This is a genomic window from Micromonospora sp. NBRC 101691 (genome assembly GCF_030269285.1).
GTDB classification, from domain to species: domain Bacteria; phylum Actinomycetota; class Actinomycetes; order Mycobacteriales; family Micromonosporaceae; genus Micromonospora; species Micromonospora echinospora.
The window spans coordinates 73,346-99,444 of the sequence record NZ_BSTB01000003.1 but is presented as its reverse complement, the minus strand read 5'-3'; the positions used below and the strand labels follow the sequence as shown (position 1 = coordinate 99,444).

The window sequence follows — 26,099 nt, the reverse complement described above, 5'->3', positions numbered from 1 at the left end:
CGAAGCGGCCTCGCCGCCTCCATGTGGAGGTAGCGAGGCCGCTTCATGTCTCATTTGACACATGCCCTCTAGTCCGTTAATGTCTCACATGAGACGCGGGGCGAGCGAGGGAGACGGAAATGCAGACCACCACCTACACCACCGACTGCGAGTGCTGCGGCCAGGCCGGCGCCCGCGAGGTCGCAGCCCCCAGCGGCGGCACCATGGAGGCCTGCCGGCGGTGCGAGCGGTACGAGTGGCGGCAAGCCGCCATCGACGCCCTGGACGCCCTGAGCTGACGGATCGGGGCCGGGCAACCGGCCCCACCCGCACGCCCCGGCGGAACGCGCTTTCCCCCGCCCAGCCCCGTACCACACGCCAGCATGATCAGGGCGTTATCCACAGCCCGTCGCGCTGTCCACAGGCGTGCCGGACCCGCTGGACAGGCCGCCCCGCACCCGGCACGCTCGGCTCGTCGACGCGGTCACCCTCGTCGCCGCCGGCCGCGCCTCCGGGAGGTGGGGCGGCGGAGTCGGCAGGCCACCGGCACCGTCCGGGCCCGGACACAGCACAGCGCCCCCACCGCCGCGAGGCAGTGGGGGCGCTGGGTCGTTTGGTCGGCGCACCCGGGGATCCACCGGGGGCACCGCGACGGTGATCCTACCGGGCAGCCCGTAGTGGAGCCGGATCGGCGGACGGCGACACCTGCGTCCGGGTCAGCAGCGCCAGCACACCGACCACCGCGACCTGGACGGCACCCACGGTCTCCTGCGACACGTCCAGGCCGTACGCGGCGACCAGCACCGCCAGCGCGGTCACCAGGCCGGTGAACGCGGCCGGCGCGACCGGACGGACCATCGCTGCGTTCACCGCGGCGAGGACGGCGGAGAGCACGGCGACGATCGCCGCCGCCTGCGTCGCGGACAGCCCCGGCAGACCGAACGTCACGAACACGCCGAGCAGGGCGGAGATGGCCTGGATGTAGAGGGTGGGCTCACGGCCGAACACTTTCATGATGCTCCTAGGGTGTGGGTGTGGCTGGAATTCCGCAGCTCAGAGAGGCCGCGTGGCTGTACGGGGACGACCCCGACCTGCCGCTCGCCCTCGTCAGGTTGTTCGAGCGGATGGACGGATCCGATGTGTGGGAGGTCCGGCTGAACTACCCGGCCGCCTCGCCGACCCAGTCGGTCGAGCATCCCGACGAGCAGTCCGCCCAGGCCGAGGTGGAGCGGCTCTACGCCGAGGGCCGCCAGCACGGGGTGTGGCGGGTGCGGCGGCGGGGCGACTAGCTGAGGTGCCGGCCGTTGACCGTCGGCCCGGCGTCCGTGCGGACCATCTCCCGCAGCCGGTCCAGGTCAGCGGACGGGGCGAGGATCGCCGCCCGCCACCGGCGCATCGTCGCGGTCAGCTCAGCGACCGTCTCCGACAACTCCCTGACGTTCGTCTGGGCCTGGCGGGTTTCCTGGGTCAGTTCGGCGACCCGCGTCCTGAGCGGCTCGACGAGTGTGAGCGCGGTGTCGGTGAGCACGTCGGCCGTCTCCGCTTTGATCTTCCGGCGGCTGGCGAACACGGCGGCACCACCGGTGGCGCCGACGAGACCGCCGAGCACACCGGCCAACGTCGTGGCCGTCTCGACCCAGCTCACTCTTGCTCCTGTTCGACGAGCAGATGTACGTCACCGGCGCTACCGGCGTTGATCGCTGCGGTGACCCGGTGCAGGTCCACACCGATCTGGGCGACCCTCCACCATGCGGCGAACGCCACCCCGGCGACGAACGCGCCCGCGGCGATGGCCTGACGTCCGGACACGGCGTAGAGGGCGATGGCGTACATGGTGGTGACGGTGCCCAACGTCGCCACGCCCACCAGCTCGATGCCGAGAGCAACACTGAGATGCCCACGCCACCACACCCCGGCGAGACCAACCCCACCGGCGGCGATGAGGCCGAACTGCCAGATCGCCTGGACAGTGCCGGGCATGCCGGTGGTCACCGACGTGGGACGCAGGCCGGTGATGGTGAGGGCGACACCGCAGAGTAGGGCTGCGGCGAGCACCGCCACCTCGAACGGGTGCCGGCCGGTGGTGACGGTGACCGGACGCCGCACTACCCGGCCTGGCTCTGGCCGGCGGTGAGCAGCGCGCCCAACTCGGCTGCCCGTTCCGGCCCGTACACCGCCCGCAGCGTCTCGGCGGCGACGTGGAGCGGCTGCGCGCCGAGGCCAGCGAGGACGCCGTCGATGATGGCCTGCTCGTCGACCGGGTCCTGGCCGGCCCACAGGGCGACCTGCGCGGCGAGGTGTGCGATCTGGCCCTGCACCTGCCCGAGCAGGATCTCCGAGTTGACGGCGCTGCTGCGGGACTCGGCGAGGAGCTGCCCGGCGGTGCGCCGGTTGGGGTCCTTGCCGAAACCGGCAGACCAGACGCCCTCGACGATTTCGCTGACGGTTGCCATGGTGTCTCCCTTGATGAGGCCGATGGTGGTCAGGTAGCGGCGGAACAACGCCGTCTGGTCGCGGCCCGCCTTGATGGCGTCGCGGTGGTAGGAGATGTGCGTGTGCCACCGGTGCGAGGAGTCCCCGGTGCTGCGTCGTCCGAGCCGATCCCAGCGGCGCACGGTGCGCCCGTCCGGGGACCAGATGACCTCCCGGATGTCCCGGGTGTCAGCAGTGCCGGCGGTGCACTGGGCGACGATCCACGCCGACAGGTGCGGCAGGTCGTACACCCGCCCGGCGACGGTGCGGCGGAACTCCCCGATGTCCAGGGCGCAGGCGTAGTCGCTGAGGCCGGTGCGGTCGCGGGTGGACTCGGTGACCGAGTAGTCGCGGATCTGCCCGCCCTCGCGGCGGACCCGGTCGGTGCCGCAGTGGTAGCCGCCCACGTGGTCGGGGTCGCCGACGATGCCGACCTCGGCCGGGTCAAGGTCGGAGGCGACGGTCCGGCCGGGCTGGACGTCGAGGTGGGTGAGTAGGAGCCGGCGGGCGGCCATGAGGGTGTCGGGTGCGCTGGTCACGGTGCCTCCTCAGGCTGACCGATGGTCGTCAACGTGGTCACCGCGCTCGCGCCGACGACATGGTGCGCATCAGGTCGGCGACCATGCGTGGCACCGTCCGTGCGTACGAGTCGAGTTCCAGCGTTGCTGCGGCGTCTGATGCCCGGTACTCCGAGCTGACGATGCGGAACACGGTGACGCCGTCCCGGTCGGTTGCGTTGAGCCCGTCGATGCGAGGCAGGATGCCGCGCACCCTGATCAGGCCGGGACGGATCTCCCACGGCTGCACCATCCGCCCGGTCTGCAAGTCGAGGATGGGGCGGGCGATGCGCAGGCTGCCTGCGTTGGGCGGGTACTGGTGCTCGGCCAGGAACTTGTCCCCAGCCTGGGCTGCTGCTGTCGCCGATCCCACCTCGGAACCGAGGTCGATGGACGCCTGCCGGGTCAGGCCGGCGGCGGTCAGGGCGGGCACGGTCGAGGTGCGTACGGTCGTCCTGGTTCGGCCGGATGGTTCCCGCCAGCGGACCGTGACCGCGTTGTAGAGGCCGTCCGCCGAGCCCTGGCTGTCGTACCCGTCGGTAAGGTCCGCCTCGTACCGCACTGCCGTCGGCCGTGCGACCCACTCGAACCGCCACCGCCCGCTGGTGGTGCGCTCCCACACCCGCCAGGTGTAGGTGGGCTCTAGGGCGACCAGGTCGCCGAGCACCTTCGCCGCGTCCGCGCCGTCCACGTAGGCGAGCTGGTCGATGGGGTAGCTGGTGGCGGCGATGGTGCTCGCCGCGCCGTCGTAGTCGGTGAGGACCCTGCCGAGCAGGTCAGCCACCACCTCCGACGCCAAGACCGTGTTCGCGGTGTAGGAGGTGGGCGAGGTGATGTCGTTGCCCAACTTGTCCTTGAGGAGCGCCCGGACCGCGACGTTGTAGAACGACGCCCACCACGTCTCCTGGGAGACGGTGCCGACGACGCTGACGTCCAGCCACCGCAGGTCAACCCGGTCCCGGCCCACCCCGAAGTGGGTGCCGAGCAGGGCCACCGCGTTGCCTCCGGCGGTGTTCGCGGTGGCAGAAAATGCGGTGTCTGCGGTGCCGACACCGGTCGTCGACATGATCGCCTGCACCGCCAGGCCCGCCGAGGTGAGCCCCGTGTCCCACGAGAACGCCACGCGGGCGATGCGCATGCCGACGTCGGTGATGTCCTGGTAGCGCATCACCACCCGGGAGTCGACGACCACCGCCGTGCCCGACGGAAACCGCAGGAACAACGCCTGCCGGCCCTCCGGGTCAGTGGTGACGGAGTCCTGCCCGCCCGGCGTGAAGTTGTCGATGCGCCGCAGACGGTTTAGCGACGTGTCGACGTACACCAGCGGCACCGTGCGGTCGCGGGTGTGTGCCTGCCCGCCGACTGCCGTCAGCGCCCACACCTGGCCGTTGCCGCCCGCTGAGCGGCCGGGGTCTTCCAGCCGGCCTTCCCACACCGTCGACCCGTCGCGGGCGTCGTAGACGGTCAGCAGACCGTAGTAGGCGATCTCGTCCGGTTGGACCGCGAGCGGGCGGTCCAGCGAGATCGTGCACGACGCGTACCCGCCTGGGTCCGTCCACCGGAACGTCAGGTCCCGGATGTCGACGGTGACGGGTTGGGCAGCGCGGCCGGTCCGCAGCACCACCGTCAGCGAAATCGGGACGCTCATGGCGCGACCTCCTCCGGGGTCACGGGGCCTCGCCACTCCAGCAGCGCCGACCAGGACAGGCCACCACCGAGGTGGGTGCCGCACATCTGGCACGCGTCCGGGTACCAAGCCCCGTCGGCGTCGGCCCGCCAGCGGATGCCCGTCGAGTCGGTGACGATGCCCGTCTGCGGCGGGGCCGGCATGTGCAGGCTCGCCCCACCATCTGGACTCATGCTCACGACCCCACCGGCCTCACGTGCAGGTAGCGCGGCCAGTAGTAGGGGGTCACCGTCGATGTCGACGTGAGGAAATCGCGCACCGAACCGCCGTCGGGCAGGAACACCACCCGGTTTGTGACGCCCGGCGACACCATGGGCAGCCCTCCGATCGGGGCCTCCGGCTGCGCCGGCATCCGGATCGCCCCGAACGCATCGACCAGATAGACCATGTGCCGCAGACCGTCGATGATGCCGCCCGACGCGCCCGTGTCCGACCACATGCGCGTGATCGAGAACCGGTCGTCAGCCGGGATGAACAGCAGCACGTCGATGTCGAGGGTGCCGGTGCCGGACACCCGCTGCGCCCACACCGTGATCCGCGTACCACCGACCGGTGCCTCGACGCCCGAGTACCCGTCGGTGACGGGGTCGCCGCCGACCGGCAATTGGATGGTGCCGAGGTCGTAGTAGGCGATCGTCGCCGACTGGTTGACGACCGCCGAGGTGTTACGGATCGGCAAGGTCGCCGAAGCGCCGTAGGCGAGCTGCACGTTCCACAGGTCACCGATCGCCGACTGACGCATCCGCGCCAACACCCGATACCGGCCCCGCACATCCTCGCTCGCCGCCGCCGGCCACAGGGGGATGACAAGCCGCTGCTCCATCAACGCACCCGACGGGCTGACCCGCATGTAGTTGGGGCCCGGCCCGGACATGAGCGGGTCGTTGGCTGCGGCGAGCGTGGTGCCGGTGGCTGCCGCCATCGCCTCGGCCTGCAACACGAGCGGCATCTGCGCTGGTGTGCCCCTGCGGCGTACCCCCATGACGATGGTGCGGCTGTCGTAAACGGTGCCGAACACATCGGGACCGCACCGGAGGAATAGCGGCGTCTCTACGTCGCCCCGGACCGCGCTGACGTCGAAGTAGCAGCCGCCCGCCGTGGCCGGGTTGTTCGACACCGCGACCGGCGACAGAGTCTCCCGCAGGCCCAGCGCGAACGGCTCGGCGGGGATGTCCGCGCTCACCTCCCGCAGGTGAGGATCCCAGACGACGCTTCTCGGGCCGGTACGGAACGTACGGAAGTACACCTGCTCGCTGGCACCCGGCGGCCGGTACCGCAGGATGTTCGTGGGCCGGTCCAACTCCCGGTACAGCGCCTGCAACGCCGCCGCCTCCGCATCCCCGCTGGCTCCCTGGACCTGGCTGACGAGCCGGATCACACGGTTGTCGTACGCCGCCGCCGGGTACCGTTCCCCGTCCGTGAGTAGCGTCGCCGCGACCGCCCGCCGAATCTCCGGCATCGCGAACTCGGTGGACGACTGCACAGCCCACGGTGGCGCTGTCAGGTCCAGGCGCACCGTGGCCGACGCGCTGACGCTGTCGACGAACTCCAGTTCGATGTCCACGGGATCCTCTCGTTGTTGTCCTGCACCCGACAGATCGTGGGGACGTCGGCCGCTACGGTGCGCCGGTGACCAAAGCCCCCGCCGCCCTCGCCACCACGCTGCTCATCGCCCTGCTCGCCGCCGGCTGCGGCAGCGACGACACCGACCGGCCGACCGCCACGCCGAGCAGCGCGCCGGCAGCCACCAGCGCCGCCCCCAGCCCGACCGTCGATAAGGACCGGCGCGGCTGCCAGGCCATTTCCAGCCTCCCGAAGGGTGCTGACGTGCACCCTGAAGCCATCCGGGACGCAGGCGCGCTGGCCGCAGAAGCCACCACCCCGGGTATCGCCCAAGCCGGCGTTGCGCTCGTGGCGGCAGCGGCGAAGCTCACTGCCGAGCCGGGAGTGGAATCGAACCTGGCAGCCGACCGGGCGATCCTTGCCGTGAGCGGCGCGTGCATCGCGAAGTTCGGCGACGGACCCTGGTGATTCAGGTCCGCGCGTAGATGTCAGCCTGCCGCCCCTGCACGTAGCCGACCGTCCGACCATCCAACACCACGGCCATCCCTGACACGGCTGATCGGACCGCCGCGCCTACTGCCGCGCCGATCTGCGCCGGGTCAACCGTCGGCTGCGGGCGGCCCTGGGTAGCTGCTGGCACGACTGCCTGGCCGTACCAGCGGGCCGCGCGGGACAGGATGTCCAGCGACCGGCCCGGGTCGCCGAACCGCGGGATGAACGCCTCGCCGCCGGTTGCCGGCTCGGCCCACGCGTATCGGGCCGGCGCGACCGGGGCGGCGATCTGCGCCTCCCGCAGAGTGCCCCACTGGGCGTGTTCGACGATGCCACCCCACCGGCGCCCGCCGACGTCGCCGATCGGGACGTTGCGACCCTCGGACCGGGTGACGATCTGGTTGTGCTGGGTCGTGATCACGACCCGCTTCGACTTGATCTGCGCGATGAGGGACCGCACCTGTGCCAGGTTCGCCTCGGCCTGCTTCGTCTCCGCGTCCACCCGCGTCGATACCCGGTCCGGGATCGCCTCGTATTTTCCAAGGAGCGCGTCGATCTCGGACTTCTCGTAGCCGAGCGCCGCCAGCTTCGCCCGGATCGCGCCGATCTCCTTGCGGTACTTGCCGTCGACCACGTCGATCGACTGGCCCTGCGCCAGCCGGGCGTCCCGCAGGGCCTTGATGCGGTCGATCTGGTCGAGCACCGCCGTGGTGTTCTCGCGTCCGGCCTGCGTGTTGATGTCCAGGCTGCGCTTGCCCTCGCGCAGCTCGGCGTTCATCTCCTTGATGCCCTCGCGGTACTCGATGGCCGCCCGGTCAACGTCCATCGCCGAGCCGAACAGCTCGTCGAAAGCGCTCTTGAGGGTCTTCGCGGCGTCGGCGGCGGAGATGGTCTCCTTGCCGGTGTCCCGCATCTTCGTGCCCAGCTCGCCGATCACGCCGGACAGTTCCGCCGACGACTGGCCGCCTGCCTTCTGCGCCGCCACGAGTGACATGAACCGGGCCACGTCCCCGGTGAGTACCGCACCGACGATCTCGGCAGCGCCGTACAGGGCGGTCAACGCCTCGACCAGGATGAATGCGGACCTGACGCCGGATTCCATGATGAAGAACAGCGTGTCGAGCGCCCGGCCGGCCTCATCGGCGTTGTCCGCCAGCCCAGACAGCCCGTCGCCGAGGGCGTCGCCCAGGTCGCGGGCACCGTCGGCAACGGTGTCAATGACCGGCCCGGCTGACTCGATGACGTCGATCACGCCGGGCAGGGCGTTGCCGGCGGCGTCAAGCAGGCCGTCGACCAGCGGGTCCACGAACCGGGAAGCTCCGCTGAACATCCTGTTCAGATCAGGCTCCAGCTTGCGGACCCGGTCGCGAATGGTGTCGATCGCGGAGAGGGTTTCGGGTACGAACGCCGACGCCGACCGGCCGAGCACCGCCGCCAGGTCTGTGCCCAGCTCGGTGCCGGCCGCTTTCACGGCAGGGTCACGGGCGGCCAGCTTGATGCCGCCGATGACCCCGCCGACGCCGACGCCGCCGACAATCGCCCCCGCCACGCCCGCACCGAGCAGGGTGACCAGCCCGGCCACCAGCGGGGCGCCGATCGCGGCGACCGCCGGGTTCATGCCGGCCATCGGCGCACGGGCCAGCAGCGGGCCGAGCCGGGCGGCGAACGACACGCTGACCTGGCTGGCCAGTTCGGCGCCCATCCCGTCGGCCGAGTCGACGTCGATCAGCTTCCGCAGGTCAACCTGCTGACGCAGCTTCCCTCGCTCAACGGTGAGCTTCTCGGCGAGCTTCGCCCGTTCCGCCTCATCAGACGTGCGGGCGATCTCCCGCGCCAGGTCCCGGATGCCCCGGGCGGTGTCGTCGATCTGCGCGTCCAGCCGTGCGGCGTCCGCCCGCAGCCGGTCCAGGTCGCGTGCCGCCTCACGGGCAGAGTCGCCGAGGTCGTCGGCCGACTCGGAAGCCCGCTCGGTGCCGGTTGCCGTCTCCCGGGCGGAGTCGGTGACGTCGTCGAGAGCGTCTTCCAGACGGCCCGCCGCCCCGGCCGCCCGGTCCATACCCCGGACGAACGGCTGCTCGGCGACGTCCAGGCCGACCTTGACAGTTCTGGTCACCTGCTCACCCCCTTCGGACGAGTCGAACGGCGTGCAGCATCGCCCCGGGGAACTGAGGGTTCAGGGCGTTGGTGTCCCGTTCGGACCGCTGGAGAGCCGCACAGCAGTGGCACTGCACTGGCGTGTTCGGGGCGGCCTCGTAGAGGGCCACGCCGAACGGGTTGTTGAAGTCGTACTCCGGCTTCGTGGTCTCTTCGAGAGGCTGCCCGCACTGCTTGCACAGGCCCGACTCGTACTCGTCGAGGGCAACCATCCAGCCGAGCTGCTCGGGATTCCACTCGCTCTCCGGCGTCGATCGGACCAGCCGTCCACCCTCGTACTCGTGGACGGTCGAGGGCTCCCACCCTTCGAGCCGGCGGGGACTTACGCCGAGGGTTCGGGCGAGCCGGATTCGCTGCCGGAGTCGAGGGTCGTCAGCAATCCGGCGACGGAGAAAGGGAGATCCACCGGCCGCATGTTGAGGTTCCAGCAGGTCCGCCACCAGGTGCGCCACTGCTGCACGTCGAGCAGGCCGCTACCCAGGTCGAGCAGCTTCGCCCACGTCTCCTCGGTCAGCTCCGGCTCGTAGGTGCTGGCCCGCACCAGCACCGGAAGGAACGTGGCCCGGTTGACGGTCATGCGGGCGTCTTCCTCGTCGTCCGGGCGGGGCGGGTGCGTCTCGGCCAGCTCGTTCCACGCCTTCGGCGACAGCGCACGCACCCGCATCGTGACGGTGGACGCCTCGACCTCGGCCCGCAGCGCCTCCATGCGCTCCGCCAGGTCGCTGACGTCGCCACCGGCGATACGCGGATCCACGGTGTTGCGGACCTTCGCGGCGGCCAACTCCTCAGCCAGCCGCCGCCACTGCGTCACGAGGTCGAGGCGGGTGCAGATGCGCACCTCATCCTCGGGCAGACGCGCGCCGGTGAGCAGGGCGTTCGGATCGGTCACGCCACCACCACCGCGTCGGAGACCATCGTGTTGTGCACGAACAGCCGCTGCGTGTAGGTGTGCACGCTGTTCGCGCCGTTCCACTGCTTCATCGGTTCGCCGGCCTCGATCGGCCACACGTCGGTGATGTCGTCGATCGCCCACGCCTGCGTACGCGGCACCCCGTACCGGGCGAGCACATACCCGGTGACGCCCTCGGCGAGGGTGAGGTATGCCTCGTTCTCGTCCGGGTCGGCCGGGTTGTGCACTGCCACGATGGTCAGGCTCTTGGACTTGCGGCCGGGCTTCTCGAACGTCTGGTCGGAGGCAATCCGCTCGTCGTTGACGGTGGCCTGTTCACCGGACGGCTGCCAGCCGTCACCGGTGACGTAGCCGTGCAGATCCTGGCTGGTCACCGCGTTGATCTCGGTCAGCTTCGGGGCAGCCGGGTTCGCCAGCGACTGCACGTACCGCAGCGTGAGAGTGCCGTCCGACTTGACGGACAGGGGCAGCGGGGACGTCATCGGGTCGGCTCCTTGCTGGTCTTCGCGCTGGTGGTCTTGGCCGGCGTGCTGTCCGGGACGGCGGGCGGCAGCGGCTCGCCGAACCCGTTGACGGCCGGGGCGTCGAGGATCTCGACGTCGCCCCGGTCGGCGAGCTGCCGGGCACGCCGCACGGGCAGGCTCGACTCGGTCTTGTCCTTGTCGCGTACGCGCACGAACTCAGTCGGCACGACTCCTCCTCAGGTGTGGTGCCGGTCAGCCCGGCAGGGTTTCCAAACGCAGTAGGTACACCTGGTCGACGACCAGGCGGCCAGTGGACTCGTCCGGGCGGGCCGGCGGCGAGTCGAGGTAGCGGATCGGCCGGGACTGCCGGCCCGGGATAACCGGCTCGACGTCGAGCAGCGCGTCAACGACCATCTGCGCGACCGCGCGGGCGGCGATGTCGTTGCCGCCCACGCAGTGGCAGGTGATGTCGAAGACGGCGTTGGTGGTGGCGTCCGCAAGGCGTCCGGCGAGCCCGAACCCGGGTCGGATGTGCACCGCCACGTACGGCGGATCCGCTCCGTCCGGCACGACCTGGCCGGTGTCGTCGGGATCCTCCGGCGGATACACCGTCAGATCCGGCCCGACGGCCCGCAGCAGGCCGAGAATGGCGTCGGCGTGGGCCTGGATGTCGATGCTCACGGAACGATCGCAATCGTTACCGTCTCGGCGGCAATCTCATTGCCGACCGGGTACATCCTGCCCGCCTCGTCGAGTCTGGCCCGGACTATCTCGATCTTCGTTCCGGCCATGTGGATCGACATGATCTGGCGCAGGTCAACGGGGTCCAGACCGAGCCCCCGCAGCAACTCCTCGATCTGGGCACGGGTGATGCGGTGGGGGTCATTGCTCATTTCCCCTCCAGGGCGTCAGCGGCGGCCTTCTCCAACCCCTTCTCCAGGTCCGGAGTCCAGATGTCCAGCGCCGGGCCGAGATGGGCCTGCGGCGGCGTACGCGGATCCCCGTACTCGAAGAAGTGACCGAGGTTCGCCTGACCGCCGAATGCCTTGTCCGGGCCGATCTCGGCAGACACCCCGACCCCGACCCCGTGGTCGTCCACGTCGTAGGTGATGTATCGCGGGTAGTGCGGGGCGTGCGCGATGCCGGACGCGAACTCCCGCGACGTCTTCTTGATGCCGTTCGCGGTGAACTCGACCGCCTTGCGGACGTTGCCGTGCGCGTTCTCCGGCACGTCACGAAGATCCGCAACCAGCCGATTCAGGTCCGACGACGTCAGGTCGATCCTCATGACGATCGCTCCCGTACTCCGACCCTGCGGGCAGTCGCGTCCGGCTGTCGGTGCGGCTTGTCGACGACGAACACCGCCCCCACCAGGCCGGGGTCACCCTCGGACCCGGTGATCACGCACTCGTCGCCGACCTGCGGCACCGGAGTGCCGGACATCGGGATGTGCACCTCGATCGCGGACATCACCACCACCGCCTCACCCGCCTCGGCGGGCGTGCCCTGCGGCGACGGCATCTTGACCCGGCACCGGCCCGTGTACCCGTCGGCGTATACCGGGGTGATTCGACCGGTGCGCGGGTCCGTGGTGGATCCGGTCTTCCGCCGGAACTGGCAGGTGTCACGCATCCGCGCCTCAGCCGCGCGGCGGCCGGCGGCCAACGCCCGCTCCACCGACATCAGCGTCTCCGCCCGTACTGCCGGTACAGCGCCTTCCGCAGCGCCGGAGTTCCCTCCATGTGCGTCGACAGCGCCGAGTACGTGGCCGACCAGTCGTCGAGGGACTCCGCCTTCAGGCCGGTCGGGTTGTCGACCACGTCTCGGATGAGGCCGAGCACCGACGACCGGGCGAACTGCAACTCCTGGTCACCCTCGGCGTACCCGTGGGTGTAGACCACCGCCACCGGGAACAGGTCGCCCGGGCAGTCCGACCAGCCGCAGCGGCGGAACAGCCGGGTCCCGTGCAGCCGGTACCCGGCCGGGCCGGCGGCCATCGCCGTGCCGTTGTAGTTCACCGAGGCCACCGACTCGACGGGCCACTGCGGTAGGGACAGCCACTGGCCGGGGCCGGCGGTCAGCGTCGCGGTGTCGTCGACGACCCGGACGATGCGCTGCCCGCCGGCCGCGTTCTGCACCACCGCGGTGGCGCACTCGATCAGCAGGGTGCAGCGGGCGTCGTCCAGGTCCTGCCGGTCGAGCAGGAGTTTCAGGTCGGCCGGTGAGGCGAGCTGGTCTGCCATCACGCCCCCAGTCGGATCGCGACCACGGTCACCGTTCCGGACAGCCCCAGCGTGATCAGGGCCGTGTTCTTGACGGTGACCGTGCAGCCGGCGGCCGACTTGCTCGTCACCGGGAACAGGGCCTGCAAGGTGCCGAGGATGCCCGGCGGGCCGTCGATCACCGGGATCGCCACGTAGTTGGTGTCCGGCAGTGGTGTGGTGAACGTGACGGGCACGTCTCGGGTCGCACCGCCGATCAGGCCCGTGGCGACCGTCGCCTGCCCTGCAGTTCCGCCGAGCCGGTTCGCCGTCAGCGCGGCGACCGCCTGCTCCAGCGCGCCGATGCGGTCCATCGCCGGCTGCATCGTGCCGGAAACCTGGATCATCGGGCACCCACCTGCAACACGTGGCAGTCCGCCGACCCTGACGCGGTGATCGCGTACAGGCCCCCGTCGGTGGGCCGTAGGTCCAGGGTGATGGTCTCGCCCGGGTCGAGTTGGAACCCGGTCGTGGTGCTGACCATCCGGCCGCCCACGTAGACGGCGACCGTGCCGCGGTTACGGGCGACGAGGGACACCATCTGGCCGACGTCGGCGCTGTCGAGGCGGGTGATGGTGGTCCCGACCGGGACGCGGCGCGGGCTGACGGGCATGGCACCTCCCCGATCGTGGGGTGCCGGCCGGCGGGAGTCGCTGGCCGGCACCGTCGGTCAGTTCTTGCGGGTCCGGCTGGCGGGCTTGCCGGACCCGGCGCCCGGGTCGTCGACCGGCTCGACCACGCCGCCGCCGGTTGCGCTTCCGGGGTTGGTCTCCTGCCAGGACTCCGGCACGGCGGGCGGCTCGGACTCCAGCTCGGCCATGCGCTGCTCGATCAGGTCGATCAGGCCGGCGCGGGCCTTGTCGCCCTTCGCTTTCTCCTCGTGGCGGGCCACCCGGGCGCGGGCCAGGTCGTCACCGATCCACGCCATGATCTGCTCGGTGGAGCCGCCCGGGATGACATCGGGGTCGATCTCGTCGGGTTCGACCTCACCGGCGACCGGCCGGTCCACGGGCGTGCCGTCCGGGGCGGTGTGCGCCGCCTCGGTGCGCTCGTCGTCGTGGGTGTCGTCGTCGGCGGGACCGACCGCACCGGATGCGACCAGCGCGTCGCGCTCCTCGGCCGACACGTCGTCGGGCAGTTCCTGGCCGGCCGGGATGTCGACGTAGGCCATGCCCGCGCCGACCTTCCGCTTCACGGTCACGTAGCCGCCCCGCACGACCAGCCGGCGGTTGCTGTTGTCGCTCATCGTTGATCGTCTCCCCGGATCAGACCGCGAGGGCGGTGTACTTGGCGTGGGTGCGCTCGTTGCCGTACGCGAGACCGACCTCGCCGTAGATTTGGTTGCGGTCCTTCGCGCCGGTCTTGGCGAGGGGCTCCTCGAAGAAGTGGCCCTTGCCGGGCACCTCCAGGTAGACCGGCCGGCACTGCTCCAGCGACACCACGGCGAGCGCGTCGGCCGGCATGTGCCGGTCGAGCATCACGTTCAGCGTCCCGAAGTCCGTCTGGATGCGGTCGACGGTGACACCGCCGACGTTGCCGGACAGTTCCTTGGTGACGTAGCCGCCCGCACCGACGTAGGCGGTGGTGACCGCCCGCCGCTGCGACGATCCGACGAGCAGGGTCGCGGTCTCCGACTCCATGATGCCGCCGTTGTCGTAGGCGAGCTGGAGCAGGTCGTCGACGAGCACCTTCGTGAGGGTCTGCCGCTTCCGGAAGGTGACGGTGCCGTCGGCGGTGATGTTGACCGCCGCCCCGCCCCGCGTGGTCGACACGGAGAACGTGTTGGTCGTCGAGTTGACCACGTAGTAGACGGTGTTCACCGCCAGCGGGGCGGCCGTGCCGACGCTGGTGAAGTTGACCTGGTCGTTGTTGGCGAGGCCGTGACCGTTCGCGGTGATCAGGTCGGTGGCGGCAGCCGCCGTCGCGCCGGTGCCGTTCGGTACGGCCACCGACCCGTCGATCGCGTTCGTGGCGATGGCCGCCAGCAGGCCCCGGGTCTTGCGGGGGGTGGTGTTGTCCGCCGGCAGCTGGTACGTGCCGTTGATGAACGACCACTCGACGTCCCGGACGACCTGCTTGAGCATCGTCTCGGTCTGCCAGTCCAGCTCGTTGAGCACCGAGTTGGTGCCCCCGGCGGTCGCCAGTCCACCGAGCCGACCGGTCGCGGCCTGCTTGGTGTAGGACACACCCACCGTCTCCTGGTGGATCTGGGTGACGTTCTTCGCGGTGCCCCGGACCCGCACCTGGTCGGCCGGCGCGTCCTGGCCTTCCAGGGCCACGTTCTGGCCGGCGGCCCGCAGGTCGTAGGTGCCCCACTCGAACTCGGTGTCGGTGGTCTGCCCGCCGCCGGTCAGGCCGCCGATCGCCGAGAAGAACGGCGTGTCGGCGGGAGTCAGCAGGTGCAGGATGCCCGTGTAGTTGGGCAGGTTGTAGGTGGTGCCGAGCGCGGTGATACCAGCCATCGCTGGTCGCTCCCTTCATCGTTGCTTGTGGGCGCGGCCCGCGCCGGCCCGGGTTACCGCTGGACGTTGGCCAGCTTCGATTGCTGCAAGGCGATGACCGCCCGGTAGTCGCCCTTCGCCTGCGCGGCGGCGATCTGCGCCTCCAGGTCCGGTGGCTGGGTGCCGCGCGGCCCCTGCGACGGGTCCGGCACCGGGTTGCGCGGCCCGGCAGGGGCGGCGGGGAACAGCGCGAGCAGCGCGTCCGCGTCCGCCTCCAGCTCCTCCCGGGTCGCCCCCTGGAGGCGCGCCGCCTGCTGCGGGGTGAGGCCCTTCGCTGCGGCCACCTCGGCGCGGTACCGGGCCGCCCGCTCGGCCGCGATCTCCGTCTCGTGCTGGGTCAACCGCTCGGTGAGCCGCTCCAGGTCAGTCTTCCCGTCGCCGGTCGCCTTCCCGCCGAGCGCCTGGGCGAGCTGCTCCAGAGGGGCGAGGGCGGCGAGCTTGCGCTCCAGCTCCTTGCGGGCGGCCCGCTCTTCGTCGAGCGCCTTCTTGCCGGCGGGGCCGAGCGGCTCATCCTCCTTCGGTGGGTCGACGGGCGGCGGCGTGACGGGCGGGGCCGTCGGTGCCGGCGGGTCGCCCACCGGCGCGGTCGTCGGGGCAGGGGCAGGCTGGGTCATCGCGACCTCCGATTGGTGACCGGGCGTCGCGCCTGGTCAGGTGGTTATGTAGCCGAACCGCCGCAGCAGGCGGATCGCCTCGTCTCTGTCGTCGCCGGCGATCTGGTAGATCGACTCCGGCATCAGCCGCGGCGGCCGAGCCGACCGGTACCGGCCGCCGGCCTGCTTGACGCCGGTCTCCCGCGCGCCGAGCCGCCGTCCGGCCACGCCCCGGGTGGTGACGCCCTCGCTCGTGACGTAGAGCTGCCGCCCGTAGACGTCGACCGCCTCCAGTCGCCCCCGATCCCGGCCACCACGCAGCATCCGGGCCTCGTCGGCAGTGATCCGCGCCCCAGCCGGAGTCAGCCCGAACGCGCCGCGTCTCGCATTGACCACCTGGCCGATGTCCGCGCCGACCCGGATCGCCTCGGCACCCGCCGTGGTGAACTGCTTGTCCTGCTCCTCGCGGGACAGGCTGTCGAACCACTTGCGCGGGTCGGTGCGGATGTCGTCGTCGGTGTCCTCACCGGATGGAACGTGCACGCAGTCGCCCCGGGTCTACAACGCGGGTGTCTGTCGAAACCCGCGTTGTAGGCGTACCACCTCCCCGCCAGGACCACGCACCGGCCACACGTGCGGCCGACGACCATTCGCGTGTACCCGCCGGCCCGCCGGCGGGCCACCATCGCCACCTGGTCAGCAGCCCGGCCCGCGTCCGCGACCTGAGTCCGAACCATCATGTCCAGCGACGCGAAGCCGCCGGCAAGGGCCCGCTCCACGGTCGCGCCGGCACCGATCGCCTTCAGCGTGCCGATCGCCGGCTCGTACAGCAGCGAAGCGAGCGGCCTACCGTCCGACGCCACACCGGCCAACGCCGCCGGCACCACCCGCGCCTCTGCGGTCGGGTCGATGCCCTGGGCGTCAAGGACGGCGTCCAGATACGCGTCGGCCACGCGGGCGGCGGCAAGCTGGGCGGCGTTCGTGACTGGCACCAGGTCGACCAGTGCCGTCGCCCACGACCGGGCGATGTCGTCCGGGCTGATCCGCCGCCACAGCCGGGCCGCCACCGCGGCGAGCGCGTCGGCGAGCCGGCGCCGCCGCCGGTAGTGGTCGAGGGCGACCGTCCTAGCCGACACCGGCCGGCTCCGTCACCGGCACCCGCTCGGTCGGCGGGGCCCCGCCGGTCGCGTTGAGCCGGACGATCTCCCGCACCGGGTCGGCCTCCGCTGCCGCCCGGTCCTCGGCCTCCATCCGCCGGATCTGACCCGGCGTGTACCGGAGATCCTCGCGGGCCTGCCGCTTGGTGATGATCGGTTCGCCGTCGCCGAACAGCTTCCGTACCGCGTCGGCGGCCTGCGCCCGGGTCGGGGTCGCCGGGTCCTGCCAGATCGTCTCCAGCCGGCGGGCGGACGGATCCCAGTCACCGTCCTGGAGCCGACGCACGTGGCGGTTCATCCGCTCGTACGAGCCGGAGAACGGGACCTGCTTGCGCTCGGCCCGCTTGATCAGCCGAGCCTCCGCCGCCCGCCACGCCTCTGCGCTCGCCGGGGTGTCCGTCACCACGCCGAACGCTGTCGGTGGCAGGCCGACCAGCGCGGTCGCGTGCTTCGCGAGCTGGTTGAGGCTGTCGTGGAAGTTGGACAGGCTGCTCGCGGTGAACTCGTACGGCTTCACCTCGGAACCGTCGCCAGCCCCTTCCAGGGTGAGCAGACGGCCCATGATGACCTGCAAGGCTGACTGCTTCTGGCCCTTGTCGTCGACCAGGTCGTCCTCGCCGATGTTGAACAGGGCCCGCAGCGGCAGCGCGTGGAACTCCGCCGCCACCATCATGTCGCTGGCGACCTTGTTGGCGGCGTGCGACAGGGACAGCAGCGGCGCAGTCAGCTCCGACCGGCCGTACCGGTCCGCCAGCCGCGACCGGTTGGTCAACGGGGTGACGAGCACCTCGCCGACGCCGTGCTCGTCGCGGCCCTGTTCCCGCCAGCCCTGCGGACCCCGGTCGTACCAGATCGTCGCGTCCGGTCGGTACAGCGTCGCGTACTCCTCCGGCAGACGGACCAGCGAGTCCTGGTCCTCCGCCCACCGTCGGATCGCCGCCCGCACCCGCCGGGTGCGCGGGTCGATGTCGGCGAACATCTCCAGCGGAGACTCCACCGTCACCAGCGGCGTATCGGGATCGTCTTCGTTGGTGCCGACCGCCAGGTAAGACCGCTTCATGACCAGCGCGTCCAGGCGGCCGAGCTGCGCCTCCTCGTCCAGGTCGTTGTCCTGCCACACCCTCATCAGGTTCGCGTCGGCCGTCGCGCTGGCCAGTTCCTCCGGCGGCGTGTCCGGATCCGGCTCGTCGGCCTCCGGGTACCGGAACCCGAGCGGCTCAAGGCGCTCCTCGAGCGGATCCACGGCCAGCATCGGCCACCCGAGGCTGACGGCCTGGATGCGTTCGCCGACCTCCCGCAGGATCTCCGGGTGGATGTAGTGCAGCGGCGCCGTGCCCTCGTAGAGGTCGTTCAGCTCCCGCAGCACGGGGAGGTCCCGGTCGTGCCGGATCGCCAGGTGGTTCAGCCAGCCCAGGTCGTTATCGGGCAGCACCACGCGGTTCACCTCCTGACGATGATCGTCCTACGCTTCTTGCGCTGCCAACCGCCCTTCGCCAGGGCGTCCAGGCGGGCCCGCCACGACAGGCAACCCGCCATGGCCAGGTCGATGTACAGCGGCGAGTCGGGGCGTTCCTTGTAGATCGTCCACAGCGGCGTGTCGTCGTCGTCGAGGATCTTCAGGTCACCCTTGCGGGAGTTACCGATGTGCCGGGCGTACACGGCGTCGCCGCTGTTGGTCACCTCACCGGACGTCTGCGCGGTCTTGAACGCGCGCATCGCCACACCGATCTGCCGGGGCCGGTTCGTGTACCACTCGGCCACCCGCCGATCCCCGTACAGCCCCGACCAGCGGGCCACGTTCGCTTCGAACCGCGGCGGGTCGGCGTACACCAGCACCACCTGGAAGCGGTCCACCGCCTCCGCCAGGGCGCCGTCGACCTGCTCGTCGGTGACCTCCCACTCGTCGACGTCCGCCACGGCGGTGGCCTTGTCGCTGACCGGCTTCTCCCAGACCGCCAGGGGCCACTGGAAGCCGGTCTCGATGTGCGTGGCCACGAACCCGCACGCGTCCCGCCAGCGGGCGCCGTCGAAACCGATCGTGATCGGCTCCCCGTCGGCGATCCGCACATCCGGGCGGACCAGATCCTTCGTCCACCGGACCGGGTCGAACGCCTGCCGGCTGCTGGCCACCCACCGGTTGAGCCACACCCGCTCGAAGTACGCCTTGTCGGTGTCGGCCTGATGGAACAGCGAGGCGATCGAGTCGATGTCCGACCACTTCGCGACCGCCGGCCCGGACGCCTCCACGATCGCCGCCCGCAGCCCCTCATCGGTGGTCAGGTCGTGGCTGGGGCTGGCCTCCCGGTGGAAGTAGAACAACTGCCGGTCCCGGGCCTTGCCCTCCGCGATCCGGCGGGCGTACTCCCGTTCCTGCTCGGCCACCGACCCCTCACCAGGCACCCCGGCCGTCGTCGTCGACAACGACCACGGGTCGGCGATCGGCCGCTTCGGGATGTTCTGCAACATCGTCTGCCACGCCTGCACCTGCCGGGGCAACTTCAACCGGTGCGGCTCGTCAGCGTGCTGGAACGTCGTGCGGGCACCGTCCCGGGAGTCCGGAGCCGACGCCAGGGCGACCGCCTTCCCGTCGCCGTTGACCCGGGTGATCCGCTCCAGGGTGCAGTCGAACAGGTCCTGGTCGGGGCCCTCCGCACACATCACCAGCAGCGCCGCGTACGCCAACTCCTCCGTCTGCTCCTCGGTGTGGGCGATCATCGGGATGTACGGGTCCCGCACCGGCCGGCCCACCGGCACCCACACGCCGCCCTGCTTGCGCCACCCGTCCGTGCGGACCGGCGCCTCCGGGTGCAGCTCCGCGAACGCCACCCAGGCGGCCAGCTCGGTCTTCGCCGTGCCCTTCCGCAAGCTGATGCACACCCGCTTGAAGCGACGCTTCCCCGCCTTCGGATGATCCCGGGGGAACACCTCGTACGCCCGGTAGATCAACGCCCGCTTCTCGTCGTCGATGACCGCCGGCTCGCCACGCAGGTCACCCGGGCCGAAACACGCGCCGTCCTCGATCAGGTCACAGATCCCCGGGCCGAGGGTCGGCCACGGCTCCTCGTCGATCGGCGGGACGATCAGCCCCGTCACGGCACCGCGCGCAGCACCGACCGCGGATCAGCCGCAGGCCGCTTCCCCGCCCCGCCCGCCGAGGCGGTACGCCGCCGCCGGCCACGATCCTGCGCCTCGTCGGTCCGCTCGATCTCCCACTGCAACCGCCGCCGGTCGATCGGCGACAGCCCGAAGCACTGCCGCTGAAGCCGAATCTCCGCCGCCAACGCCTGACTCGGCTCCGTCCAGAACGCGTCCACCAGCATCGCCAGGATGAACAGGCCGTGCCGGTCGGAGTCGTCGTACTCGGGAGCCATCGGCGACGCCCAGATGTCCATCCACCACGCCAACGTCATCGGATGCCAGTCGTGCGACGGCGGCAGCTCGGGAGCCTCGACGTCGTGCACGGCGGTCAGGGTCGCCCTGGTCGCCGACTTGTTACGCCTGGCCGGGTTCCTCTTCGGCAGAGCGGGCATCGCGCCCTCCACTGCTAGACGGTCACAGCCTCGCGCCATGACACACGGTTACCGAAATGCATGATCGAAAGTCCTGGGATCCGTACAGACCCCTTTCCACCTCCCCGGCGGTCCCCAGCTCTGCCGGCCCTGGGGTCCTCCCCCCTGGGGGTGGTCACGCTGGGTGAGGCTGGTTCCAGCCTCCGGGCTGCGCTGCCGCCGTGTGTTTGCTGTGGCAGGAGGTACAGAGTCCGCGTCCGTGTGCCGGGTCGTCGGGGTTGAGGCCGGCGGCGACCAGTTCGTCCCGTCCGCGTGGGTGGTGGTCGGCGTGGCGGCTGGGCCTGAGGCACTGTGGTCCGTGGCCGTGGTGCTGGTCGGTGCAGACGCAGAGCGGGTTCTTGGCGAGCACGGCGCGGCGGAAGCCTCGGCGGTGTCGGCTGCCGTAGCCGCGTTGGTATGCGGTGCCGCGTCGGGCTTCGGCTGCGGCTCGGCATGCGGCGCAGCGTCCGGCGGTGACGAGGGTGGGGCAGTCGCGGGTGGAGCAAACCTTGAGGGCTCGGGGCATGGGACCTCGATGGTTGGTGCGACGGCAGGCCCGGAATTGAACCGGGAAGCCTGGCCACTCTCTGCCGTCGCATGGGCGCCCGTGGCCTTCGTGGCGGCGGCGGGACTCGAACCCGCGTCCTCCTGGGTATGAGCCAGGCGAGCTACCTGCTGCTCTACGCCGCTGCGTCGGGGGTGTGCGGGCAGGTCGGCCACCATCGACCTGCCCGCGTCCCCCGGTCCCCACCGTGGTCTGGATACGCGACAGCCCGGCGGCGCGGGGCGCTCTGCCGGGCTGTGGGCACACTCCGCCCATCAACGGAGTGGTCAAATCATGCGGCGATCACGGTGGGTGCGTCAACTCGGCGTGGTCGTCCGCGTGTCGCGGTGCGGGTGGTGGCCTCGATGGCGGCGGCCTGGTCGAGCGGGTAGAGGACGCAGGGCCGGCCGTCGTCGTCGGTGGTTCGGTGTCGAGCGAGCCGGCCACGCTTGGCCCAGTTGCGGATCATGTCGGTGGTGACGTCGTCGCCGAGGTGGTTGGCGATCTCGGCGGCGGTGCCGTAGTCGTGGCCAGCGAGGTGGATCATGGCTCCTCCACAGTGCACAATAACGGCGATTATGGTGCGCCGCATAAGGGGCATACTGGACCCGCGCTCGCTGCTATCGAGCCGCCTGCGATTCGGCGCACACCTTGTGGCAGGGCCGACCGTCCTGGTCGCGCATCAGTGCCGGCTTCTGGCATACGCGGCACGGTCGCGGTTCCCCGGCGGCGTGCTTGGACCAGTTCAGGCTGACCGAGGCGGTCGCAGGCCCTGAGTGCTGCTGCCCGAGGGGGAGGCCGCCTCGCTGGTTGCAGGCGAGAGCGGCGGCCTTGTCAGCGGAGTTTGGGCTGGCGATGGTGCCACCGAAGCTGGGGCTACGGTCGTCCAGATACCGCTCCAGGTCTGCGGCGCGCAGCCAGCGGTAGTTGTAGCCACCGCCCTTTTTCGGCTCCTGAAGGGGAAGGAACACCCGGGTGGCAGCGCCGATCTGGAGTTCGTCCAGCTCGATGCTGGCGGCAAGCCGGTAGGCGTGGATCTTCCCGCAGCGAAGCCCTCCGGTGACGGGGCAGCGTGGGCCCTTCCAGCCGCACTGCTCGTAGACGACCTTGTCGTAGCCGCTGACCACTCGCAGGCTTGCGCCAGCACGAATCTCGTACGGCTGAGCGCCGTTGAACCGGGCGAAGGGCGCCCGGTAGTCAATCTTCAGATCGGGGTTGTCGGTCGCCCAGAACGGGGTGAGTCCGTCCGCCTGGGCGATGGCCACCCGGCTCTTGATGCGAGCCGGGGCCTGCAGGGATCGCTGGTACTCGACCCCGAGGCGGTGTCCGTCAGCTTCGATCACCAGGTCCGTGATGCGCTTGCCGTGCGGGGCGTGATCCTCCACGGTGGCGTGCAGCCCTGCGTTGATGGCGGCCGTGTAGCCGCGCTCCTTGAGGGCCTTGTGTTCGTCGCTCTCGCTCTCCCCGGCGTGGTTGGCCCGGGCGCCTGGGTTGAGGTGGACGGCCTGGCGCTGGCCCTGCCACTCCCGCAGGTAAACCCACTGCGGGTTGTTGGGGTCACGCTGGGCGCAGCGCCCCATGCACCGCAGTTCACCACGATGGATAGGACGCTCGCGAAGCTGTTCCCAGAGGTTGTCGCGTTCTGGGTGGCCGAGGTCCGGCTGTGCAAGGTCGAGGGTGATGCCGAGCTTCAGGTGTTGGACGGTGTTCGTCTCGCTCATCACCTCTCCGTTCCTGGGCAATGTCACCACCGTGCAGCGTCCCTCAGGGGTGTGTCATTCCTCCGCTGAAGTTCGGACCAACCAGCACTACTGGCGCTTATGGCGCTACCGGTGAGCACCTGGTCGCGGGGCCAGATGTGCACCGGGCCCTCGACGGCGTCCTTCTGCCCGCACCGGCAGCCGACGCCCGTGCAGTGGCAGGGCTTGGCGCACACCACGGTCCAGACGTCCTCGGGGCCGGCGGTCTGGACGTAGACGAGCCGGTGTCGGCAGGCCGGGCACTCGACGCCGGTGAGCGGCTTCCGGTCGGGTCCGATGCGGAGTTCGCGGCGGACCCGCTCGTCGAGCTTGACGAGCAGGGTGGTGGTGATGGCGGCGGTGCCCGGGGACATGCCGGGGATAGCGCTGAGGAGGCGCGTGAGGGGTCGGCCGATCACGGTGGCGGGCAGGTGCCGGGCGACGGCGGTGAGACGCTCGTCGACGTCGTGGACGAGGTTGGCGTACCGGTTGGGTCGGCCTCCGGTGCGGGCGGTGAGGACGGCGTCTCCGGTGGGGTCGCCGTGGCCACCGAGGGCGGTACGCCGTCCCCAGCTGGCGGAGCGGAGTGGCTCGCGGGCGGCGGCCTGTTCCTCGCGGATGGCGCGGGCCTCGGCGTCGGCCTGGTGGTGGAGTTGGCGGAGGGCGGCGTCGAGGCTGTGGGCGGCGGCGGTGGCGTGGAGGCGGTGCGGGTTGGTCACGTGCGGCTCCGGCGGTTGGTGCGGACGAGGGGCGGGATGGCCTGGCCGAGCCAGACGGCGGTGAGGGCGAGGAGGAGGGCGGCGGCGGGGTCGCCCCAGGTGCGTGCGGCGGCGCTGAGGGCGAGCACCGCGGCTGCCCCCGCCGTCAGGGCGATGGCGGAGGCGATCAGGAGGCGGCGGATCACGGGGTGCTCCGGGTGGGGGTCATGCCTATGCCGATGCCGTCGACCATGCAGGAGCCGGCCCGGCCGTAGCCCCTCTCGACGGTGGCGATGAGGTGGGCGGGTGCTCCGGTGGCCCGGAGGTGTCGGAGGCGGTCGTCGCGGATTTCCCGGGCGGTGGCTGCTGCCTCGGCGAGGGTGGTGCGCTGGTGGGTGCCGGCGCGGAGCATGCCGAGGAGGATGCGGCGGGCGGCCGGGCCGGTCGCTCGGCAGGCGGCGCACTCGCAGCCGTCGAGCTCGGGGCGGTACGGGGCCCAGATGGCGCGGGCGGCCACCCCCGCCACCGTGGCGGTAGCGGGGGTGGCCAGGATGCGGCGGGTCACGGGATGCTCTCCGGCGGGATCCAGTGGACGTCCATGCGGTACGGGTGCATGCGGCGCGGCTGCGGCCGGTAGTGGCAGGTGGTGCGGCATCCGTCGGGTCCGGGCTCGCATCCGTGGTCGGACATCAGGGCGTACCGGGTCATCTCGATGGCACCGCAGTGGCAGCACCGCCAGGCGGGCAGGAGGTCGCCCTTCTGCGGGGTGGGTTCGTCGGGGTTGGAGCCGGTGCACCACGTCCAGGGGGTGCGGTACTGGCCGACCTGGTGGGTGGTGTGCCAGGCGTCGGCGCGGGCATGGGCGCCGAACAGGTCGAGGGTGAGTTGCTGCGTCGTCACCGGTCGGCCCGCCAGGTGATCCGGTGCCACCAGCGGCGGCGGGGCGGCGGCGGGGCGGTGACGGCCTGGTGCTCGTTGACGGCCGGCGCGGTGGCCGGTGCCGCTGGCTCGGCGGTCGGCGGTGTGCCGTGCTGGTGGTCGGCGCGGACGCAGAGCAGGCCGGTGCCGGGCCGGTCTGCCCACGTGCAGGGGCTGGGCTGGCGGCGGAGCCAGTGCGGGTTGCCGGGTCGGGTGTCGGCGTACGTGGCGTAGCCGGGGCGGGTGGCGGCGATGCGGCGGAGCTGCTCGTGGTCCACCGGTCAGCCCTCCGCCTGGTGGCACCAGCAGCCGCACGCGGCGCACACCGGTGCCGTGCACTGGTCGTCGTGCGGGCGCCCGTCGGCTTCGAGGGCGGCGAGGACGGCTTCGGCGCACCGCTCTCGCACCGAGAGGGGCACGAACTCGGCCTGCTGGGCGAGGACGCGGCTGAGGGCGTTGAAGGCGAGGGCGTGGCGGCGGCGGTCCGCGGCGACCGGGCGGAGGCCGGCGGCCTGGTCGAGGCGGTCGGCCTCGGCGGTCCAGCCGGCGGCGAGGCTGCGGTCGGCGTGCTCGGCGAGCAGCGCCCGCCAGCCGTCCAGGGTGCCGGGGGCGACGCCGGATCCGTCGTGGCGGCGTAGGGCCTCAGCGAGGGCGGCGGCGAGCCGGTCGGTGAGGTCGTCCGGGCCCTGTGCGCGGGGCGCCGGTCCGTTGACGGCCCGGACGGCGTTCAGCAGTTCCTCGACGGCCTCGGCGAGTGTGGGCCTGGTGCTGACCGCCGAGGCGGCGAGGGTGCCGGTGACGAGCTGGCCGCGCTTGTCGCGGTGGAGGGTGTGGGCGACGACTTCGTAGCCGATCTGCGGGCCGCGTTCGTCGGGTTCGCCGGTCGGCAGTTCCTGCGCGCGGGGGCCGGCGGAACCGAGGGCGGCGCGTTCGGCGTTGATCTGGTCGACGCTGGCCCGGTAGCCGGTGAGGGCGTCGCGCCAGCGAGTGGGTTCGGGTCCGGTGCGGCCGAAGTGTGCGCGGAGTTCGGTGATGAGGGTGTCGTCGCCGGGGTTGTTGTCGTGGTGGCCGAGGGCGTCAGCGAGGACGTCACGGAACCGGTCGGCGGATCCGGCTGCGGTGCGGAGGGCCGCGCGGGCGTCGTCGAGGTCGCAGATGAGCGCGGCGGTGGCCCGGGTGAGCTGTTGGACGTCCGCGGTGAGGGTGGCGATGCGGCGGCAGGCTTCGACGGCAGCGGAGGAGGGGGTGCTGTAGTCGGGGCCGACGGCGATCTGGAGGTCGTGGAGGACGTCCTTGAGTTCGGCGCGGGCTTCGCGGGCCTGCTGGCGGAGATGCTCGGCGTCGTCCCGGATCGGCAGGGGCCGGACGGTGGCGACCGGGGCATCTCCGGCGTCGTACGGGGCCGCGTCGGCGGTGGTGGGGGTGTTAGCGCGTAGCAGCCCGGCGCGGTTCATCGCGGCGAGGATCTGCGGGGTCAGCCGGTGGGGGTGGCCGGCGAGGGACAGGTGCTGGACGTGGTCGATGGCGGCCTGGGCGGCCCGCTCTTCGGGGGTGCCGGTGCCGGTGGCGGATCGGGCGGTGTTGCAGGCGACGGTGATGTATTCGCCGATGAGGGTGTCGAGGATCTGGCGGGCGTCGTCCTGGGCGGTCTGGTCGGTCACGGTGTCTCCTCGGTCAGGCGGGCTGGGTGGCGGGCTGGGTGTACGCGGCGGTGTGGAGGGCGTCGCAGAGTCGGCCGAGGGGGTCGGCGGTGGGGGTGTCGTCGTCGAGCTGGTCGACGAGCTGCTGGTGGAGGGCGGTCAGCTCGGCGGGCGTGTAGGCCGCGGCGAGGGCGGCGGCGAGGACGGTGTCAGCGGGCATCG

Annotated in this window: 38 protein-coding genes, 1 tRNA gene and 1 pseudogene; 3 read left to right on the top strand and 37 right to left on the bottom strand. The window is 71.4% G+C overall.

Annotated elements, in window-relative coordinates; all coding sequences use genetic code 11:
• Positions 1-119: 119 nt before the first annotated feature.
• Positions 120-278 carry a hypothetical protein gene (locus tag QSK20_RS07145; protein WP_285787780.1) on the top strand — a complete coding sequence of 53 codons (159 nt, stop codon included), beginning with the start codon at positions 120-122 and terminating at the stop codon, positions 276-278.
• Positions 279-639: 361 nt separating this feature from the next.
• Here the strand turns inward: QSK20_RS07145 and QSK20_RS07140 are convergent, their stop codons facing one another.
• Positions 640-993 (bottom strand): hypothetical protein, encoded by a 354-nt coding sequence (locus tag QSK20_RS07140; protein ID WP_285787779.1) that lies wholly within the window; start codon positions 991-993, stop codon positions 640-642.
• A gap of 20 nt (positions 994-1,013) precedes the next feature.
• Here QSK20_RS07140 and QSK20_RS07135 point away from each other — a divergent pair, with 20 nt between their 5' ends.
• Complete coding sequence (locus QSK20_RS07135; RefSeq protein ID WP_285787778.1) at positions 1,014-1,268, top strand: hypothetical protein; 255 nt, start codon at positions 1,014-1,016, stop codon at positions 1,266-1,268.
• Here the strand turns inward: QSK20_RS07135 and QSK20_RS07130 are convergent.
• The 6 genes from QSK20_RS07130 to QSK20_RS07105 are packed head-to-tail and all read right to left on the bottom strand — an operon-like array spanning position 1,265 to position 6,259.
• Positions 1,265-1,624 carry a hypothetical protein gene (locus tag QSK20_RS07130; RefSeq protein ID WP_285787777.1) on the bottom strand — a complete coding sequence of 120 codons (360 nt, stop codon included), beginning with the start codon at positions 1,622-1,624 and terminating at the stop codon, positions 1,265-1,267. The two genes, QSK20_RS07135 and QSK20_RS07130, sit on opposite strands and share 4 nt — an antisense overlap.
• Positions 1,621-2,085, bottom strand: coding sequence for a hypothetical protein (locus QSK20_RS07125; RefSeq protein WP_285787776.1), 465 nt, complete (start codon positions 2,083-2,085; stop codon positions 1,621-1,623). Before QSK20_RS07125 ends, QSK20_RS07130 begins: the two co-directional genes overlap by 4 nt.
• Positions 2,085-2,990, bottom strand: a complete 906-nt coding sequence (locus QSK20_RS07120; RefSeq protein WP_285787775.1) for a hypothetical protein — start codon at positions 2,988-2,990, stop codon at positions 2,085-2,087. Before QSK20_RS07120 ends, QSK20_RS07125 begins: the two co-directional genes overlap by 1 nt.
• A gap of 37 nt (positions 2,991-3,027) precedes the next feature.
• Positions 3,028-4,656 carry a hypothetical protein gene (locus QSK20_RS07115; RefSeq protein WP_285787774.1) on the bottom strand — a complete coding sequence of 543 codons (1,629 nt, stop codon included), beginning with the start codon at positions 4,654-4,656 and terminating at the stop codon, positions 3,028-3,030.
• Positions 4,653-4,868, bottom strand: coding sequence for a hypothetical protein (locus tag QSK20_RS07110; protein ID WP_285787773.1), 216 nt, complete (start codon positions 4,866-4,868; stop codon positions 4,653-4,655). Before QSK20_RS07110 ends, QSK20_RS07115 begins: the two co-directional genes overlap by 4 nt.
• 2 nt (positions 4,869-4,870) lie before the next feature.
• Positions 4,871-6,259, bottom strand: coding sequence for a hypothetical protein (locus tag QSK20_RS07105; RefSeq protein WP_285787772.1), 1,389 nt, complete (start codon positions 6,257-6,259; stop codon positions 4,871-4,873).
• A 65-nt stretch (positions 6,260-6,324) separates the two neighbouring features.
• Here QSK20_RS07105 and QSK20_RS07100 point away from each other — a divergent pair, with 65 nt between their 5' ends.
• Positions 6,325-6,726: a hypothetical protein gene (locus QSK20_RS07100; RefSeq protein WP_285787771.1), complete on the top strand. Its 402-nt coding sequence runs from the start codon at positions 6,325-6,327 to the stop codon at positions 6,724-6,726.
• Between the two features lies 1 nt (position 6,727).
• On the opposite strand, the gene QSK20_RS07095 is transcribed toward QSK20_RS07100, so the two are convergent.
• From QSK20_RS07095 to QSK20_RS06955, 30 genes and pseudogenes are all read right to left on the bottom strand, one after another.
• Positions 6,728-8,863 carry a coiled-coil domain-containing protein gene (locus QSK20_RS07095; protein ID WP_285787770.1) on the bottom strand — a complete coding sequence of 712 codons (2,136 nt, stop codon included), beginning with the start codon at positions 8,861-8,863 and terminating at the stop codon, positions 6,728-6,730.
• Between the two features lie 4 nt (positions 8,864-8,867).
• Positions 8,868-9,116, bottom strand: coding sequence for a hypothetical protein (locus tag QSK20_RS07090; protein WP_285787769.1), 249 nt, complete (start codon positions 9,114-9,116; stop codon positions 8,868-8,870).
• 110 nt (positions 9,117-9,226) lie between these two features.
• Positions 9,227-9,793 carry a hypothetical protein gene (locus tag QSK20_RS07085; protein WP_285787768.1) on the bottom strand — a complete coding sequence of 189 codons (567 nt, stop codon included), beginning with the start codon at positions 9,791-9,793 and terminating at the stop codon, positions 9,227-9,229.
• A complete protein-coding gene (locus QSK20_RS07080; RefSeq protein ID WP_285787767.1) occupies positions 9,790-10,296 on the bottom strand; it encodes a phage tail tube protein in 507 nt (168 codons plus the stop codon). Before QSK20_RS07080 ends, QSK20_RS07085 begins: the two co-directional genes overlap by 4 nt.
• Complete coding sequence (locus QSK20_RS07075) at positions 10,293-10,505, bottom strand: hypothetical protein (protein ID WP_285787766.1); 213 nt, start codon at positions 10,503-10,505, stop codon at positions 10,293-10,295. The genes QSK20_RS07080 and QSK20_RS07075 overlap by 4 nt, the downstream gene beginning before the upstream one ends.
• A 25-nt stretch (positions 10,506-10,530) precedes the next feature.
• Positions 10,531-10,959, bottom strand: a complete 429-nt coding sequence (locus QSK20_RS07070) for a hypothetical protein (RefSeq protein WP_285787765.1) — start codon at positions 10,957-10,959, stop codon at positions 10,531-10,533.
• Positions 10,956-11,171, bottom strand: a complete 216-nt coding sequence (locus QSK20_RS07065; protein ID WP_285787764.1) for a hypothetical protein — start codon at positions 11,169-11,171, stop codon at positions 10,956-10,958. The genes QSK20_RS07070 and QSK20_RS07065 overlap by 4 nt, the downstream gene beginning before the upstream one ends.
• On the bottom strand, positions 11,168-11,566 hold the full coding sequence (locus QSK20_RS07060) for a hypothetical protein (RefSeq protein ID WP_285787763.1): 399 nt from the start codon (positions 11,564-11,566) through the stop codon (positions 11,168-11,170). The genes QSK20_RS07065 and QSK20_RS07060 overlap by 4 nt, the downstream gene beginning before the upstream one ends.
• On the bottom strand, positions 11,563-11,961 hold the full coding sequence (locus tag QSK20_RS07055; protein ID WP_285787762.1) for a DUF6093 family protein: 399 nt from the start codon (positions 11,959-11,961) through the stop codon (positions 11,563-11,565). The genes QSK20_RS07060 and QSK20_RS07055 overlap by 4 nt, the downstream gene beginning before the upstream one ends.
• Positions 11,961-12,524 carry a hypothetical protein gene (locus tag QSK20_RS07050; protein WP_285787761.1) on the bottom strand — a complete coding sequence of 188 codons (564 nt, stop codon included), beginning with the start codon at positions 12,522-12,524 and terminating at the stop codon, positions 11,961-11,963. Before QSK20_RS07050 ends, QSK20_RS07055 begins: the two co-directional genes overlap by 1 nt.
• The gene (locus QSK20_RS07045) at positions 12,521-12,886 is read right to left on the bottom strand and encodes a hypothetical protein (protein ID WP_285787760.1); all 366 of its coding nucleotides are present in this window, start codon (positions 12,884-12,886) and stop codon (positions 12,521-12,523) included. The genes QSK20_RS07050 and QSK20_RS07045 overlap by 4 nt, the downstream gene beginning before the upstream one ends.
• The gene (locus tag QSK20_RS07040) at positions 12,883-13,152 is read right to left on the bottom strand and encodes a hypothetical protein (protein ID WP_285787759.1); all 270 of its coding nucleotides are present in this window, start codon (positions 13,150-13,152) and stop codon (positions 12,883-12,885) included. The genes QSK20_RS07045 and QSK20_RS07040 overlap by 4 nt, the downstream gene beginning before the upstream one ends.
• Before the next feature lie 57 nt (positions 13,153-13,209).
• Positions 13,210-13,785 (bottom strand): hypothetical protein, encoded by a 576-nt coding sequence (locus QSK20_RS07035; protein WP_285787758.1) that lies wholly within the window; start codon positions 13,783-13,785, stop codon positions 13,210-13,212.
• Positions 13,786-13,804: 19 nt separating this feature from the next.
• On the bottom strand, positions 13,805-15,001 hold the full coding sequence (locus QSK20_RS07030; RefSeq protein ID WP_285787757.1) for an SU10 major capsid protein: 1,197 nt from the start codon (positions 14,999-15,001) through the stop codon (positions 13,805-13,807).
• Positions 15,002-15,054: 53 nt separating this feature from the next.
• Positions 15,055-15,654, bottom strand: coding sequence for a hypothetical protein (locus tag QSK20_RS07025; protein ID WP_285787756.1), 600 nt, complete (start codon positions 15,652-15,654; stop codon positions 15,055-15,057).
• 36 nt (positions 15,655-15,690) lie between these two features.
• Entirely contained in the window at positions 15,691-16,176 is a 486-nt protein-coding gene (locus QSK20_RS07020; protein ID WP_285787755.1) for a hypothetical protein, read from the bottom strand.
• A gap of 56 nt (positions 16,177-16,232) precedes the next feature.
• Positions 16,233-16,769, bottom strand: a pseudogene (locus QSK20_RS32235) (VG15 protein); the annotation flags it as partial.
• Positions 16,759-18,234: a phage portal protein gene (locus tag QSK20_RS07015; protein WP_285787754.1), complete on the bottom strand. Its 1,476-nt coding sequence runs from the start codon at positions 18,232-18,234 to the stop codon at positions 16,759-16,761. The pseudogene QSK20_RS32235 and the gene QSK20_RS07015, both read right to left, overlap by 11 nt.
• Complete coding sequence (locus tag QSK20_RS07010) at positions 18,231-19,883, bottom strand: terminase large subunit domain-containing protein (protein ID WP_285787753.1); 1,653 nt, start codon at positions 19,881-19,883, stop codon at positions 18,231-18,233. Before QSK20_RS07010 ends, QSK20_RS07015 begins: the two co-directional genes overlap by 4 nt.
• On the bottom strand, positions 19,880-20,320 hold the full coding sequence (locus QSK20_RS07005; protein ID WP_285787752.1) for a phage terminase small subunit: 441 nt from the start codon (positions 20,318-20,320) through the stop codon (positions 19,880-19,882). The genes QSK20_RS07010 and QSK20_RS07005 overlap by 4 nt, the downstream gene beginning before the upstream one ends.
• A gap of 635 nt (positions 20,321-20,955) precedes the next feature.
• Positions 20,956-21,028, bottom strand: a tRNA-Met gene (locus QSK20_RS07000).
• A 146-nt stretch (positions 21,029-21,174) separates the two neighbouring features.
• Positions 21,175-21,429, bottom strand: coding sequence for a hypothetical protein (locus QSK20_RS06995; RefSeq protein ID WP_285787751.1), 255 nt, complete (start codon positions 21,427-21,429; stop codon positions 21,175-21,177).
• A 73-nt stretch (positions 21,430-21,502) separates the two neighbouring features.
• Positions 21,503-22,603 (bottom strand): competence protein CoiA family protein, encoded by a 1,101-nt coding sequence (locus QSK20_RS06990; protein WP_285787750.1) that lies wholly within the window; start codon positions 22,601-22,603, stop codon positions 21,503-21,505.
• A gap of 23 nt (positions 22,604-22,626) precedes the next feature.
• On the bottom strand, positions 22,627-23,340 hold the full coding sequence (locus QSK20_RS06985) for a hypothetical protein (RefSeq protein ID WP_285787749.1): 714 nt from the start codon (positions 23,338-23,340) through the stop codon (positions 22,627-22,629).
• Positions 23,337-23,525, bottom strand: coding sequence for a hypothetical protein (locus QSK20_RS06980; protein ID WP_285787748.1), 189 nt, complete (start codon positions 23,523-23,525; stop codon positions 23,337-23,339). Before QSK20_RS06980 ends, QSK20_RS06985 begins: the two co-directional genes overlap by 4 nt.
• The gene (locus QSK20_RS06975) at positions 23,522-23,884 is read right to left on the bottom strand and encodes a hypothetical protein (protein WP_285787747.1); all 363 of its coding nucleotides are present in this window, start codon (positions 23,882-23,884) and stop codon (positions 23,522-23,524) included. The genes QSK20_RS06980 and QSK20_RS06975 overlap by 4 nt, the downstream gene beginning before the upstream one ends.
• On the bottom strand, positions 23,881-24,219 hold the full coding sequence (locus tag QSK20_RS06970; protein ID WP_285787746.1) for a hypothetical protein: 339 nt from the start codon (positions 24,217-24,219) through the stop codon (positions 23,881-23,883). The genes QSK20_RS06975 and QSK20_RS06970 overlap by 4 nt, the downstream gene beginning before the upstream one ends.
• Positions 24,216-24,515, bottom strand: a complete 300-nt coding sequence (locus QSK20_RS06965; RefSeq protein ID WP_285787745.1) for a hypothetical protein — start codon at positions 24,513-24,515, stop codon at positions 24,216-24,218. Before QSK20_RS06965 ends, QSK20_RS06970 begins: the two co-directional genes overlap by 4 nt.
• Before the next feature lie 3 nt (positions 24,516-24,518).
• On the bottom strand, positions 24,519-25,898 hold the full coding sequence (locus QSK20_RS06960) for a hypothetical protein (RefSeq protein WP_285787744.1): 1,380 nt from the start codon (positions 25,896-25,898) through the stop codon (positions 24,519-24,521).
• Between the two features lie 13 nt (positions 25,899-25,911).
• Positions 25,912-26,097 carry a hypothetical protein gene (locus tag QSK20_RS06955; protein WP_285787743.1) on the bottom strand — a complete coding sequence of 62 codons (186 nt, stop codon included), beginning with the start codon at positions 26,095-26,097 and terminating at the stop codon, positions 25,912-25,914.
• Positions 26,098-26,099: the final 2 nt, after the last annotated feature.

What these genes read in the sequence shown, in the direction of transcription:
- QSK20_RS06955 (WP_285787743.1), bottom strand. Translation starts at nt 26,097, where the DNA reads ATGCCCGCTGACACCGTCCTCGCCGCCGCCCTCGCCGCGGCCTACACG.
- QSK20_RS07145 (WP_285787780.1), top strand. Translation starts at nt 120, where the DNA reads ATGCAGACCACCACCTACACCACCGACTGCGAGTGCTGCGGCCAGGCC.
- QSK20_RS07055 (WP_285787762.1), bottom strand. Translation starts at nt 11,961, where the DNA reads ATGTCGGTGGAGCGGGCGTTGGCCGCCGGCCGCCGCGCGGCTGAGGCG.
- QSK20_RS07035 (WP_285787758.1), bottom strand. Translation starts at nt 13,785, where the DNA reads ATGAGCGACAACAGCAACCGCCGGCTGGTCGTGCGGGGCGGCTACGTG.
- QSK20_RS07115 (WP_285787774.1), bottom strand. Translation starts at nt 4,656, where the DNA reads ATGAGCGTCCCGATTTCGCTGACGGTGGTGCTGCGGACCGGCCGCGCT.
- QSK20_RS06995 (WP_285787751.1), bottom strand. Translation starts at nt 21,429, where the DNA reads ATGATCCACCTCGCTGGCCACGACTACGGCACCGCCGCCGAGATCGCC.
- QSK20_RS07025 (WP_285787756.1), bottom strand. Translation starts at nt 15,654, where the DNA reads ATGACCCAGCCTGCCCCTGCCCCGACGACCGCGCCGGTGGGCGACCCG.
- QSK20_RS07110 (WP_285787773.1), bottom strand. Translation starts at nt 4,868, where the DNA reads ATGAGTCCAGATGGTGGGGCGAGCCTGCACATGCCGGCCCCGCCGCAG.
- QSK20_RS07040 (WP_285787759.1), bottom strand. Translation starts at nt 13,152, where the DNA reads ATGCCCGTCAGCCCGCGCCGCGTCCCGGTCGGGACCACCATCACCCGC.
- QSK20_RS06990 (WP_285787750.1), bottom strand. Translation starts at nt 22,603, where the DNA reads ATGAGCGAGACGAACACCGTCCAACACCTGAAGCTCGGCATCACCCTC.
- QSK20_RS07045 (WP_285787760.1), bottom strand. Translation starts at nt 12,886, where the DNA reads ATGATCCAGGTTTCCGGCACGATGCAGCCGGCGATGGACCGCATCGGC.
- QSK20_RS07030 (WP_285787757.1), bottom strand. Translation starts at nt 15,001, where the DNA reads ATGGCTGGTATCACCGCGCTCGGCACCACCTACAACCTGCCCAACTAC.
- QSK20_RS07090 (WP_285787769.1), bottom strand. Translation starts at nt 9,116, where the DNA reads ATGGTTGCCCTCGACGAGTACGAGTCGGGCCTGTGCAAGCAGTGCGGG.
- QSK20_RS07005 (WP_285787752.1), bottom strand. Translation starts at nt 20,320, where the DNA reads ATGCCCGCTCTGCCGAAGAGGAACCCGGCCAGGCGTAACAAGTCGGCG.
- QSK20_RS07080 (WP_285787767.1), bottom strand. Translation starts at nt 10,296, where the DNA reads ATGACGTCCCCGCTGCCCCTGTCCGTCAAGTCGGACGGCACTCTCACG.
- QSK20_RS07060 (WP_285787763.1), bottom strand. Translation starts at nt 11,566, where the DNA reads ATGAGGATCGACCTGACGTCGTCGGACCTGAATCGGCTGGTTGCGGAT.
- QSK20_RS07140 (WP_285787779.1), bottom strand. Translation starts at nt 993, where the DNA reads ATGAAAGTGTTCGGCCGTGAGCCCACCCTCTACATCCAGGCCATCTCC.
- QSK20_RS07065 (WP_285787764.1), bottom strand. Translation starts at nt 11,171, where the DNA reads ATGAGCAATGACCCCCACCGCATCACCCGTGCCCAGATCGAGGAGTTG.